Annotated in this window: 14 protein-coding genes and 1 tRNA gene; 9 read left to right on the top strand and 6 right to left on the bottom strand. The window is 36.4% G+C overall.

Annotated elements, in window-relative coordinates:
• The first annotated feature begins 33 nt into the window (after window positions 1-33).
• Window positions 34-576, top strand: coding sequence for a hypothetical protein (locus ACMAYS_RS07110; RefSeq protein WP_412463003.1), 543 nt, complete (start codon window positions 34-36; stop codon window positions 574-576).
• On the opposite strand, the gene ACMAYS_RS07115 is transcribed toward ACMAYS_RS07110, so the two are convergent.
• Window positions 573-1,382, bottom strand: a complete 810-nt coding sequence (locus ACMAYS_RS07115; RefSeq protein WP_103218905.1) for a hypothetical protein — start codon at window positions 1,380-1,382, stop codon at window positions 573-575. The genes ACMAYS_RS07110 and ACMAYS_RS07115 overlap by 4 nt on opposite strands.
• A gap of 245 nt (window positions 1,383-1,627) precedes the next feature.
• Here ACMAYS_RS07115 and rplU point away from each other — a divergent pair, with 245 nt between their 5' ends.
• The 5 genes from rplU (at window position 1,628) to ACMAYS_RS07140 (ending at window position 4,247) form a co-directional block, all read left to right on the top strand.
• The gene (gene rplU / locus ACMAYS_RS07120; protein WP_103218904.1) at window positions 1,628-1,933 is read left to right on the top strand and encodes a 50S ribosomal protein L21; all 306 of its coding nucleotides are present in this window, start codon (window positions 1,628-1,630) and stop codon (window positions 1,931-1,933) included.
• Window positions 1,934-1,959: 26 nt separating this feature from the next.
• Window positions 1,960-2,214, top strand: coding sequence for a 50S ribosomal protein L27 (gene rpmA / locus ACMAYS_RS07125; RefSeq protein WP_021266471.1), 255 nt, complete (start codon window positions 1,960-1,962; stop codon window positions 2,212-2,214).
• 89 nt (window positions 2,215-2,303) lie between these two features.
• Window positions 2,304-3,305, top strand: coding sequence for a GTPase ObgE (gene obgE / locus ACMAYS_RS07130; protein ID WP_103218903.1), 1,002 nt, complete (start codon window positions 2,304-2,306; stop codon window positions 3,303-3,305).
• A gap of 3 nt (window positions 3,306-3,308) precedes the next feature.
• Complete coding sequence (gene rsfS, locus ACMAYS_RS07135; protein ID WP_103218902.1) at window positions 3,309-3,773, top strand: ribosome silencing factor; 465 nt, start codon at window positions 3,309-3,311, stop codon at window positions 3,771-3,773.
• 6 nt (window positions 3,774-3,779) lie between these two features.
• The gene (locus tag ACMAYS_RS07140) at window positions 3,780-4,247 is read left to right on the top strand and encodes a 23S rRNA (pseudouridine(1915)-N(3))-methyltransferase RlmH (protein ID WP_103218901.1); all 468 of its coding nucleotides are present in this window, start codon (window positions 3,780-3,782) and stop codon (window positions 4,245-4,247) included.
• 3 nt (window positions 4,248-4,250) lie between these two features.
• Here ACMAYS_RS07140 and ACMAYS_RS07145 read toward each other — a convergent pair whose 3' ends face one another.
• Entirely contained in the window at window positions 4,251-5,258 is a 1,008-nt protein-coding gene (locus ACMAYS_RS07145; protein ID WP_199177574.1) for a tryptophan--tRNA ligase, read from the bottom strand.
• A gap of 111 nt (window positions 5,259-5,369) precedes the next feature.
• Complete coding sequence (locus tag ACMAYS_RS07150; RefSeq protein WP_393022161.1) at window positions 5,370-5,672, bottom strand: hypothetical protein; 303 nt, start codon at window positions 5,670-5,672, stop codon at window positions 5,370-5,372.
• A gap of 143 nt (window positions 5,673-5,815) precedes the next feature.
• Here ACMAYS_RS07150 and ACMAYS_RS07155 point away from each other — a divergent pair.
• From ACMAYS_RS07155 to ACMAYS_RS07165, 3 genes are all read left to right on the top strand, one after another.
• A tRNA-Met gene (locus ACMAYS_RS07155) sits at window positions 5,816-5,891 on the top strand.
• A gap of 89 nt (window positions 5,892-5,980) precedes the next feature.
• Entirely contained in the window at window positions 5,981-7,195 is a 1,215-nt protein-coding gene (locus ACMAYS_RS07160) for a sensor histidine kinase (RefSeq protein ID WP_412463004.1), read from the top strand.
• Window positions 7,196-7,243: 48 nt separating this feature from the next.
• Window positions 7,244-8,470, top strand: coding sequence for a sensor histidine kinase (locus ACMAYS_RS07165; protein WP_412463005.1), 1,227 nt, complete (start codon window positions 7,244-7,246; stop codon window positions 8,468-8,470).
• Here the strand turns inward: ACMAYS_RS07165 and ACMAYS_RS07170 are convergent.
• The 3 genes from ACMAYS_RS07170 to alaS form a co-directional block, all read right to left on the bottom strand.
• Window positions 8,467-8,766 carry a hypothetical protein gene (locus ACMAYS_RS07170; RefSeq protein WP_103218896.1) on the bottom strand — a complete coding sequence of 100 codons (300 nt, stop codon included), beginning with the start codon at window positions 8,764-8,766 and terminating at the stop codon, window positions 8,467-8,469. The two genes, ACMAYS_RS07165 and ACMAYS_RS07170, sit on opposite strands and share 4 nt — an antisense overlap.
• A gap of 65 nt (window positions 8,767-8,831) precedes the next feature.
• On the bottom strand, window positions 8,832-9,185 hold the full coding sequence (locus ACMAYS_RS07175; protein ID WP_412463006.1) for a hypothetical protein: 354 nt from the start codon (window positions 9,183-9,185) through the stop codon (window positions 8,832-8,834).
• 136 nt (window positions 9,186-9,321) lie between these two features.
• The gene (gene alaS / locus ACMAYS_RS07180) at window positions 9,322-11,892 is read right to left on the bottom strand and encodes an alanine--tRNA ligase (protein WP_412463007.1); all 2,571 of its coding nucleotides are present in this window, start codon (window positions 11,890-11,892) and stop codon (window positions 9,322-9,324) included.
• Window positions 11,893-12,028 lie beyond the last annotated feature (136 nt).

The following is a 12,028-nucleotide window of genomic DNA, read 5'->3' on the forward strand; positions in this document are numbered from 1 at the left end:
AACTATAAAAATTCAAATCGTTTAAAATAACGTATGGTAAAAAAAATTCTTAACAATATTCTAACTTGTTCATTTATTCTCTTATCATTTTGCATATTTATCAATCCGGCAAAAGCTAAGGTGGAAGAACCGAATTACGACTTCACCTTTGATAAATTCAAACCATTCTATCCTGGACAAAAACTGTCAGATATAAAGAATGAATATAAAGCAATCAGATTAATCAATGACAAGAAACCTCTAGCAACTTATGAAATTCAAATTCGCCATCAGAACTACTTCTTTTCTGTTTTTATTCATGTTAGAGATGAAGTCGTTTTAGATTTCTACGCAAGACTTCCAAATTACTTTCTTCACAATACTTTTCATCAATCACTAATAAATCGCTATGGTAAGCAGGATAAGTTTATCAATAATGACGGCACGTCAGTCTATATTTGGAATGATGAAGCCGGATTCACAATTACATACACAGGAGCATGTACAATTACATGCTTCCCGATATTTATTCATATGATAAAAAAAGATGATGTGAAGAATAAGGATTCTTTTCTCATTAAACTTTTAAAAAACTAACTTAACTCTTTTGCAACATCGTTTAATGCAAATTTGTAACACATAATATTTTTGGCAAGAGTGGCCAGGGCCTGTCTTGTTGCCATTGGCATTCCATTGGCACCAAAATAAGCCGAGTGAATTGCTAAAAATGCCTGTGCATCTTCAAACCTCATCTTAACAGGGCCCAACTTATTAAGAGGATCAAGCTTTATAAAGATCTCTGATTTTCTCAGTTTATGTACTTCACTCATCGTAAATATATTCTGATTACGATAATCGATATAAATAACTTCACCTTTAACATCTGCCATACGGCCAAGAATAATTCCCTGCTTAGTTTTTCTTCCCCATAGGCCAATAATTCCCATAGGAGCTAAAGCCCAAGTTAAAAAGCGATTGATAACGACTCGGCTTTCAAATTCTCTTTCGGTGTGACCAAATTCTGGAAATGTTCCCATTAGCCACTCATTTGAGGCCAAAGACAGAACAATCATCGCCATATTCTTATAGCGATAAACATTGTATCCAGGTTTTTGTACGATCGACTCCTTCCCATACTTGTCATTGTCAAAATTTGATCTAATTTGGGCGGCCACCATCGGTGTCGCTTCATCAATAGTCATAACCTTGGCCAGTTGATTTGACGCTATATTTTGTTGGGCCAGCTCACTTTCTTTCTCACCCAGCTCAGTAAAATTCATAATTTGTAAAAATCCTGCGATTTCCGGATCGAACTCCGCAATACGCAGCCTAATATAAACAGGCAGCGCCTGCTCCTTAGCATATTGATAATATGTGTATTTTTCAGTACTTACAGATTGCATTATCGCCTCCATTCAACTTAATTTTTCGGTATTTTTTCCGACTAAATAAGCTCGAAGTGGTTTCCGCTTAGCGCTAGGCAAAAAATCCTCAAATAAAGGAGTGTAATTGCGTCTTAGTCCTTGACAACAGGCCCAATTATTAATAAAAATCCTAGTTTCATAAAGTTAATTTCAGTCCGAGGGAAAAAAGAGTTAGCGAGAACTATCGAGCAACCCCCAAAGGCTGCCTTTCATTAGGAGAAAGTATGTACGGAGTAGTAGAGATCTCAGGTCACCAGTACAGAGTAGAAGCTGGTATGACTATTGATGTTCAGAAGTTAGAACAAGAAGCTGGATCAACTGTAGAATTTGATAAAGTTCTATTTGTTGGTGGTGAAAGCGCAAAAGTTGGTGCTCCAACTGTTGCTGGTGCTAAAGTTGTTGCTGAAGTAGTAAGACATGATCGTTCAAGAAAAGTTATCGTTTCTAAAAGAAAGCCAGGTAAATACATGAAGAAGAACGGACACAGACAACACTTTACAACTTTAAAAATCAAAGAAGTTAAAGCTTAATTAATTATCAATTTTAGGAGTTAGATATGGCACACAAAAAAGCCGGTGGTTCAACAAGTAACGGTCGTGATTCAAACCCAAACATGTATGGTGTTAAGAAATTTGGTGGTGAAGCTGTTGTTCCAGGAAACATCATTGTAAGACAAGCGGGATCTAAGTTCCACGCTGGTAAAAACGTAAAAGTTGGAAAAGACTTTACTCTATTCGCTACGAAAGAAGGTAAAGTACAATTTGGTTTCTATAACAAGAAGAAGCAAATCGTTTCTGTTGTTGAAGCTTAATTAAAATTACCATTTTACGCTATTAATTAGTTGTAAATATTAAAGGGAGCCTATACATAGTGCTCCCTTTTTTTATATAAGACCTTATTATGAAATTTATCGATGAAGTTAAAATTACAGTAATTTCCGGAAACGGAGGAAACGGATGCGTAAGCTTTCGCCGCGAAAAGTATATCCCATTTGGTGGACCAGATGGTGGTGACGGTGGTGACGGTGGTAGCATCTACTTTGAAGCCGACGAAGGAATGAACACTCTTGTTAACTTCAGAGGTAAAAAACATTACCGCGCCGAACACGGACAGCAAGGTGGTGGCCGTCAAATGTGTGGAGCATTTGGTGACGACCTCACAATCAAAGTTCCTGTTGGAACAATTGTTCGTAATGCAGAAACGAATCAAGTTATCGCGGATCTAACTGATCACGGTATGAGATTAATGGTTGCACAAGGTGGACGTGGTGGTCTTGGAAATATTCACTTCAAGACTGCAACTAATCAGGCTCCACGAAAAGCAACTGCAGGAAAAGAAGGCGTAGAACTTGAAGTAGATCTTGAACTTCGTCTACTTGCTGATATCGCACTTGTTGGATTACCTAATGCTGGTAAATCAACACTTATTTCTTCAATCTCTGCAGCAAGGCCAAAGATTGCAGATTATCCTTTTACGACTCTTGAGCCAAACCTTGGTGTTGTTACACTTGGTGAAGATGACTCATTTGTTGTTGCCGATATCCCAGGGCTAATTGAAGATGCCTCAGAAGGAAAAGGCCTAGGGATTAAATTCCTAAAACATATTGAAAGAACAAAATCTCTTGTTCACCTAGTGGATGTTTCTTGGTGTCTTGATGAATACGAAGCGTTTGAACAATACGTAATTATTCGCCAAGAGCTTGGTCGCTATAGTGAAGATCTTTTAAATAAGAAAGAGCTAATTTGTTTAACAAAAATTGATGCTATGACAGATGAAGAAATTAAGAAGTTCCAAGACTTCTTCGAGGCACAGGTTGATAGAAAGTGTCTTCCAATCTCTTCAGTATCTGGATTAAATATAGACTTACTAAAATCTTTAATGCTTAAAACGATAAAGGACTAATCAATGTCACAAAATGAATTTATCACGAAAAACGTAGATGAAATTGCAGATAATTCAAAGCTTGAATTCCCATTAAATATTGCTATGGCGAGTGCTTGGATTCTTGGTAACTTTAAAGGTGTTAACCTTAAAGTTCTTGATATGAGAAAAACAACTGCACTAGCAGATTTCTTCGTACTTGCATCAGCAACAAACTCTTCAATGGCAAATGCAATGTCTGATGAGATTGCAAAACAAATGAAAAGAAAAGGTCAGACGGTAATCTCTAAAGAAGGTCTACACCAACAAACAGATTGGATTCTAATTGACCTTGGTGACATTATTGTTCACATCTTTGATGAATCAGCTCGCGAAGCATATGACATCGACAATTTATGGTCTGTTCCATCAATTGAAATTCCAAATGAGTACTACTACTCTTCTGAAGAAGCTGGAGCATCTACTGATTCAGATAAAGGTTACTTCTAGTAACTCATGAAAGACAATCATGTTATTGTCATTGGGAAGTTAAAAGATAAGCACCTTATCGCGCTTGAAAATGAATACCTTAAGCGTATTAACTTCCCAAAACTTCACATCCATGAGTGTAAAGGTCATCAAGAAAATATTGATCTTGAACTTAAGGAACTTCTAAATAAAGTCGAATCCATAAAAGCAAAATTTGGAAATCAACACGTAGTTGCAATGACCGAGCATGGAAAAACTTGCGATAGTGAGAAGCTTAGTAAGTATATTTATGATGTTATTGAAACCCAGCAAAAAGGTGTTTGCTTTCTAATCGGTGGAGCAGCAGGCTTTCCTAAAGAGTTTTTAAAGACAGTTGATTACCAACTCTCCTTATCTCCTATGACTTTTCCACATAAGATTGCCCGACTTGTTCTAATCGAACAAATATATCGAGCTCAAACGATCAAGCAAGATCATCCTTATCATAAAAACTAAATATTAGTTTGAAACACCAATAGCTTTCTTAATACGACGTAAGTTCTCTTGAGCGATAGGACGAATCTTAGCAGCACCTTGTGCAAGGATAGCATCGATCTGTGATTTATCGGCCATAAGAGCTTCATACTTTTCACGCATCGGTGTTAGTTCACGGTTTAGGACCTCAAAAAGTTCAAGTTTAGCGTGGCCCCAACCAATTCCTTCTTGATAACGTTTGGCCAAGGCAACTTGTTCTTCTGATGTTGCAAAGAATTTATAGATATCAAAGATTAATGATTCGTCAGGATTCTTTGGAGCCTCAGGAGGAGTTGAGTCTGTTGTGATTTTATTAATCATTTTCTTAAGCTTCTTCTCTGGAACAAAGCATGGAATATGGTTTCCATACGACTTACTCATTTTACGTCCATCTAGACCTGGAAGAAGTTTATTTTCGGCCTTGCTTACAATAGCTTCAGGAAGAGTAAGAAGATCACCAAATTTGTGATTAAAGCTTGAAGCGATATCTCGCGCAATTTCGATATGCTGTAGCTGATCCTCACCTACTGGTACATAATCAGTATTCATAAAAAGAATATCTGCGGCCATAAGAACAGGATAAGAAAATAGACCCATATTAATACCAAAGTCTTCATCGCGATTTTCTTCAGCATTCTTATCTTTCTTTGCTTTATATGCATGAGCGCGATTCATTAATCCCTTTGAAGCAAAACATGAAATAATCCAATTTAGCTCTGTAATCTCTGGAATATCACTTTGCTTATAAAGAATTGCTTTATTTGGATCAAGTCCAGCAGCTAGCCAAGTCGCGGCCACTTCATAAATATCATTTCGAAGAATTTCTCCATCGTGAATAGTTATAAGAGAATGATAATCAGCAATAAAGAAGTAGCCTTCCATATCTGATTTATTAACATTATCAATAGCAGGTTTAATTGCACCGATATAGTTTCCTAAATGTGGCATTCCTGTTGGTTTAACACCTGTAAGACAAATTTTCTTTTTACTTATGTCACTCATTTTCAAAGCCTACTTCTTAAAGTTCACAGTCTGTTATAGCTAAATTTTTGACAAAAAAAAAGGGCCCATTGCAGGCCCTTTATCTCTAATTATGTAATTCTATTAATTGTCGTACTTTACTAAAGAAGAAGACTCCATAAGCTCAGTTAGAAGCTCAATAGAAAACTCTAAAGCTTGATCTCCGTATGGAATTTTTGAATTCTCTTGGCAAAATTTCGACTGTTTTACTAGTGAAGCGCAAATTCTCATCACTTCCGCAGTCCCATCAAAAAAGTCTGCTTCATCTTCTGTTGTCACAATATGTGCCATTAGCATATTAATCGTTTTAATTGCGCGAAGCTGTGCAGGTGTAAGCTCTGAAGTATCGATATCAATCGTTAACTTACTATGATTTTGCATTTCCATCGTCTAAACTCCAAAAAATTTATTTTTTAACATCCCTCATACAGAGTTCATATCGGAGCGTCTTCTAGAAATTTTAGTAATTTATGTCTGACAAATTTAATTTGACATAAGACCTTTCTGATAATATATTGATTTTACTTTGTCGCGGGGTGGAGCAGTTGGTAGCTCGTCGGGCTCATAACCCGAAGGTCGTTGGTTCGAATCCAGCCCCCGCAACCAATTTCTTACTTAAAAAATCCCAGTCATTTTCAACTAAATAAAATATCGTCATAGCCGACAATCTTTTATATTATTTATATTTAGTAATTATGAAAGATCGTTTTAATACACTTCTTATTCACTTCACTAATGTCATGGCGATGATCTCATTACTTGCCTATGCCTTTAGACACCATCATTTTATCAATGATAATGTTTTGTATTATTTTGTTTTACCAATCTCAACTCTTTACCTTGCCTTCTATTATTTTGACTTTAAAGGGCAACATACACTTAGAAATATTTCGAGCCTCTTTCCTTCTATCGCAATAACATTGGTATTAATTACTTCTTTTGGTGGTATTCACGCTCCAGGAGTCTTCTGGATTGCAGGGTTCCCAATTTTCTTTGCAATATTTTTTAGAAAAAGAGGGATGATTATTGGCATCTCACTCATGCTTGCTATCTATACTGTCTTCTATGCCTTTGAGACGCAAATTCTATCGATGACAGTTAATGTGTCACCAGAGCTTTATATGCAAGAAAAGAGGATGAATGTTATTCACTTCTCGATTGTTATTACTCTTTTCTTTCTATACTACACTTGGCTTGAGCAACAAACGCGAGATGAAATTGAACAATCAAAAGAGCAACTGGACACCCTTTTACATGTTGTTCTTCACGATCTTTCTAATCCAATTACAATTTTAAAGTTAAAACTTTCAAATTTGAAAAGACGGTTTCAAATTAAAGATAATGAAACAAAGCAAATCAAAGAAGCTTTTTCTAAAATTGAAGAGATTATACAAAATATTAGAAGCTTTCAAATGAGTTCTGAAAACTTACAAGAAGATAGAAGAATAATCGAATCAACAGAGTTGAAATCATATCTTTCAGAGCAGTTTAGATTAATTAATAAGAAACACTTAAAATTAATTTTTAAAGATGAAGGAGGCTTTAAGATAAAATGTTCTCCCTCTATTCTTAAAGACCATATACTAAGTAATTTACTTACTAATGCTGTGAAATTTAGCCATCCCGAAGATATCATTGAAGTAACTTTTAGCATCCAAGGAGACTCTGCACTGCTCAGTATTCGAGATGAAGGTATTGGTATTCCAGAAGAACTTATGGAATCGATTTTTGAATTTGATAAGAAAACCACAAGGCCTGGAACAATTGGCGAAGCTGGTACCGGTTACGGGCTTCCAATCGTACACTATTTTGTAGAGCTTTCAGGTGCAAAAATTTTCGTTCACTCGCCTACAAGTAATGAAAATGGCACGGAGTTTACCCTAAGTTTTCCCTTGAGAAATCATAAATAAATTTCACTTTGCTAGCATAAGATCACAATTTGATTTAAAGTGGCCTCGATGAAACTAAAATTCAAAAGCGAGAACCTTATTCAGCGCTATCTGATTGTTTTTACGCTTATCATGGTATCAATTACAGTCAGTTACTACTATCTGGCGTACCCTAATGTTCTCTTTCATAAGATTCCGAAAGAGTTCTTTTATACGTATACGACGGCCCAGGTTTTATTTTTTATTATTGCCTGTGTACTAGGAAAGCATGGTCTCGCCAAGGCGATTTGTGTTCTGCCATCTATTCTAATCATGATAATCATTGTCTTCACTTTTGGAGGCGTAAAGTCTCCTGGGATTATTTGGATAACAGGAACGCCTATTTTTTTCGGAGTTTTCTATAATAGATCAGGGCTTCTTTTTGGTGTATTTGTGATGATCTCCACATTTGCATCTTTTTTTATGCTTGATCATACTATCGCATCTCTATCTTACCCTTTAACGAATACTCAATACTATTCTCTATTGAAATTTAATATCGTACAATTCTCTATTCTCACGACAATATATTTTTTCTTCTATGTTTGGCTGGAGTCCAACTCTAGACTAAAACTTGCACTTTCAAATAAGCAACTTGATACACTACTTCATGTAGTCCTTCACGATCTTTCAAATCCAGTTACTATTTTGAAATTAAAAATTTCAAGCCTACTTAGAAAGAGCGTAATTGATGAGTCTTCTTACATACAAATCAACACCTCTCTAAAGAAGGTTCAAGAGATCATTTCAAATGTAAGAAGCTTCCAATTGGATTCAGAGAGTCTCTTCTCACATAAAAGTAAAATCGACTCTGAGCTAATTAAAAACTTCTCTGAACAGCATTTTAAACTCTTAAATGATAAAAACTTAAAACTACACTTTGATATTCTCACAGAGAAAAGCTTTTTTTGTGAAAAGAAGATTTTCTGCGATCATATATTAAGTAATCTTATCTCAAATGCGATTAAATTCAGTCATGAAGGGCAAGACGTGCTTATAAAGTTTTATGATGAAGCTGGTCGTATTTATATCGATATTGTCGACAAGGGAATAGGTATTCCAAGTGACATCATTGACGGCCTTTTTCACTTTGAGCGAAAGACTAGCCGCCTAGGGACAAAAGGAGAAGTTGGCACAGGTTATGGCCTACCTATTGTGAAATACTTCACTGATTTCTCAAATGGAAAAATCAATATAAGCTCTGATGTAAATATCGGAACCCGTGTAACACTCTCATTTCATATAGCAAAGAATTAATGCAGGCTTTGATTTGGCAGCATTAGTAACTCACTCCAAAAATTAAGGTGTTCTTTAGCTTTATCATTTAAAGTAAAAGATTCCTGGCAGATGCTCTTATAACATTCGATCCAGCATTCGCGTATTTTTTCAGCAATATCGACAGGTATGATATTGGCCTCAAGATAAGCTTTATCTAAATGCTTTAGTGATGAAAAATAAAATACATCGTTTACACGCGAGCGCTGTTCTCGCGTGTAGTGAATTGCTACAACAATTTTTTGTGCAAATGAAACTCTAGGGTCAAAATCTCTCATAAGTTACTCCAAATCTCTCAGAAATTTTTCGGAGCAAAGTTAACAAATAGTTAATTATGAACAGGTTATGCAGAGATTTTATTGAATCGATGAACAATTCCTTCAAAACGATCTTTGATCACTTTTAGACGTAGTTCATTCTTTTGAGGAAAACGGCTAATTCCCTTACTAAGTAGATTGATTTCGGCTTGGACAAAGCGCTTCTTTAAGTTAGTTTTTCTAATTCCTTTCAATTTCCCAAGGTAATTGATATTTGAAGAAGTCATATCACTCATTTTTAGAATAATAGACTTTTCAACAATCTCTCTCTTTTCTTCGATTTCGGCAGCATCAAGATGATTCTCAATGATTTCAAGTTGCATTGTTAAACGACGAAGCTCACGAGAAAGAGCATCTGTAGGTAAATTGGTTTTAATCACGTCTACACTCCATAAATTTAAGACAAATTCTTTATACATCAGAATTTGTTTCTAACGACTATGGAGTGAAATTAAGTATAGGGATGTTAGGAAATTAGACACAGGTTTGTCGAACCTGTGTCTATTATAGAAATCTTTATAAACTTTCAATAAATTCAAGCACTTGAGCCCCAGAGTTTACATCTGGTGCACCACCTTGAGCAAAGTTAGGGCGTCCGCCACCACGTCCAGCGACAGGCTCTAGGATCTTCTTTAAGAAGTCCCCTGCCTTAACATCAGAGTTAGACCATACAAATGATTTCATCCCCTTATCATCCTTCGAAATGAGGCAGATAAGCTGTACTTCACCCTTGTTGATCATATTATCACCAATTTCTTTAACCGCTTTAGCATCAGCATCCAAAGTAGCAGCAAATAGCTTAAACCCTTCATAGTCACGCTTAACTTCTTTGATAAAGTCAGTTGATCCATTTTGAGCTGCTTTAGCACTCGCTTCCTTGATCTTCTTTTTCATCTCTGTACGAAGATCCTTAATACGAGCTGGAACCTCTTGAGGTTTCGTACTAAGTTCTTTTGCCGCAGCATTAAGTAGTGCCGTTCTTTCCTGCATCACACGAACTGCTTCAGTTCCTGTTACGGCCTCAATACGACGAATACCTTTTGCAACAGAAGTTTCCTGAGTAATTACGAAAAGACCAATATCACCAGTGCGTCCTACGTGAGTCCCACCACAAAGTTCAACACTTTCCTTTCCGAATGCAATTACGCGAACATCGCTATCGTATTTTTCACCAAATAATGCCATCGCACCATTATCAATTGCTTCTTCGTATGAACAAAGCTTTGTTGTACGTGAATCATTTTGCATAATCCACTTATTTACTAAAGCCTCTACTTTAATCAGTTCTTCGTTAGATACTGCTTGAGGGTTTTGAAAGTCAAAGCGTAGACGCTCTGAAGTAACCATTGAACCTTTTTGAATAGCGTGTTTTCCAATAACTTCGTGAAGAGCAGCATGTAGTAAGTGAGTCGCAGAGTGGTTTCTCATTGAAGCTTTTCTATTTTCACCATCAACTACCAACTCAATCTTTTCACCTGTTTCAATTTCACCAGAAATAATCTTAGCGATATGAACATGAGTATTTTTTACTTTCATTGTATCGATAATCTGAAGCTCACCAGTAGATGTTCTAGCAGTTCCGATATCACCGGCTTGTCCACCAGACTCACCATAGAATGGTGTTTCTTTTGTCGCAAAGTAGATCTCATCTTCAGTACGGTAAATTTTTAAAATTTCACTATCTGTCTCAAGAGAGTCATATCCAGTAAACTCAGTATCAGCTACTTCGATAAACTCAAGTTCAATTCTCTCCTGGTCTGCACCAACAGAGCTCTTGCGAGAAATTACACGAGAAGCTTTTCTGTGAGCTTCGTAACACTCGTTATATTCAATTTCAGCAAATTCAATTTTCTTTGAAGCAAGCTCAGCTTTAATTACTTCTAAAGGAAGTCCATGAGTTGTTACAAGTTCAAATGCAACATGCCCTGGAAATAGTTCTTTTGATTTAGAGTTTGTTGAAAGCTCTTCTTCAATTTTCTTTAGACCATTTTCAACGATTGGAACGAACTCATTAATTTCTTGTTCCATATTATAGATGATTGCTTCACGAGCTGACTTAAGCTGTGGGTAGTAATCACCAAGCATCTCAATTGTTTTTTGAATGTGCTTATTAAAGTTAGGTTTCACACCTCTTGAAATACAAGCGGCTACACACTTACGAATAAGACGACGTGGAATATATCCTTGTCCTTCGTTTCCAGGCATAACACCTTCAGCAAGAATCATAATACTTGCACGCATGTGATCTGAAATCATACGCTCAGTTTGAATATCTGTATTCTTACCTAAAAGCTCTTTTGAAAATGCCATAAGTGGTGCGAGTAAATCAGTTTCATAAACAGAATCGCAACCATTCATAACCATTGCAAGTCTCTCAAGTCCAGAACCTGTATCAACGGACTTAAGTGGTAGAGGCTCAAATGTTCCGTCTTTTTGCTTGTTAAGCTCCATGAAAACACCGGCATTCCAAATTTCAATGTAACGACTTACATCATCAAAATGTCCACCCGGCTTATACTCAGGCCCATACTCTGCACCTGTGTCATAGAATACTTCAGTACATGGTCCACATGGCCCATGGTCCCCTGCTGGTCCCCAGAAGTTATCTTCACCAAGAACGACAATATGATCCTCAGGAACACCACACTTCTTCCAAGCCTCAATAGACTCAGTATCTGGTTTAATCCCTAGATCATCATTTCCACCATAAACAGTGAAGTAAAGTCTCTTTGGATCGAAGTCTAGTTCATGAACTAGTAAGTCGTAAGCAAGCTTACATGCTTTTTCTTTGTAATAGTCACCTATTGACCAAGAACCGAGCATTTCAAAAATTGTTAAGTGGTGACGGTCACCAACATCATCAATATCTTTTGTACGAATACATGGTTGATAATTTGCTAGCCTTGGAGATGGAGGAGTCTCTTTTCCAAGAAAGTAATTCTTTAACGGGGCCATCCCAGAGTTGATAAAAAGTAGTGTCGGGTCGTTTTGAGGAACGATTGAAGATGCACTAATTTTTAAGTGATCCATCTTTTCAAAGTAATCTAGGAATCTCTCTCTAATCTCGCGAGATGATAATGGCTGCATATTTTCTTCCTTATAATTCAAAGCACAACTAAGTGCATCATATCTATTGTGTATAAGTCCCCAAAATATACTATAAAATCGTTATTCCGACTACTTCTTAGCGTTAAAAAATATGAGCTGAATTAGGATAAAAATG

Origin of the sequence: Halobacteriovorax sp. RT-2-6, assembly GCF_047085025.1 — a bacterium.
Lineage (GTDB): Bacteria > Bdellovibrionota > Bacteriovoracia > Bacteriovoracales > Bacteriovoracaceae > Halobacteriovorax_A.

Excerpts from the sequence above, each read along its gene's own strand:
- ACMAYS_RS07110 (WP_412463003.1), top strand. The coding sequence starts at position 34 with ATGGTAAAAAAAATTCTTAACAATATTCTAACTTGTTCATTTATTCTC.
- ACMAYS_RS07115 (WP_103218905.1), bottom strand. The coding sequence starts at position 1,382 with ATGCAATCTGTAAGTACTGAAAAATACACATATTATCAATATGCTAAG.
- rplU (WP_103218904.1), top strand. The coding sequence starts at position 1,628 with ATGTACGGAGTAGTAGAGATCTCAGGTCACCAGTACAGAGTAGAAGCT.
- rpmA (WP_021266471.1), top strand. The coding sequence starts at position 1,960 with ATGGCACACAAAAAAGCCGGTGGTTCAACAAGTAACGGTCGTGATTCA.
- obgE (WP_103218903.1), top strand. The coding sequence starts at position 2,304 with ATGAAATTTATCGATGAAGTTAAAATTACAGTAATTTCCGGAAACGGA.
- rsfS (WP_103218902.1), top strand. The coding sequence starts at position 3,309 with ATGTCACAAAATGAATTTATCACGAAAAACGTAGATGAAATTGCAGAT.
- ACMAYS_RS07140 (WP_103218901.1), top strand. The coding sequence starts at position 3,780 with ATGAAAGACAATCATGTTATTGTCATTGGGAAGTTAAAAGATAAGCAC.
- ACMAYS_RS07150 (WP_393022161.1), bottom strand. The coding sequence starts at position 5,672 with ATGGAAATGCAAAATCATAGTAAGTTAACGATTGATATCGATACTTCA.
- ACMAYS_RS07160 (WP_412463004.1), top strand. The coding sequence starts at position 5,981 with ATGAAAGATCGTTTTAATACACTTCTTATTCACTTCACTAATGTCATG.
- ACMAYS_RS07165 (WP_412463005.1), top strand. The coding sequence starts at position 7,244 with ATGAAACTAAAATTCAAAAGCGAGAACCTTATTCAGCGCTATCTGATT.
- ACMAYS_RS07170 (WP_103218896.1), bottom strand. The coding sequence starts at position 8,766 with ATGAGAGATTTTGACCCTAGAGTTTCATTTGCACAAAAAATTGTTGTA.
- alaS (WP_412463007.1), bottom strand. The coding sequence starts at position 11,892 with ATGCAGCCATTATCATCTCGCGAGATTAGAGAGAGATTCCTAGATTAC.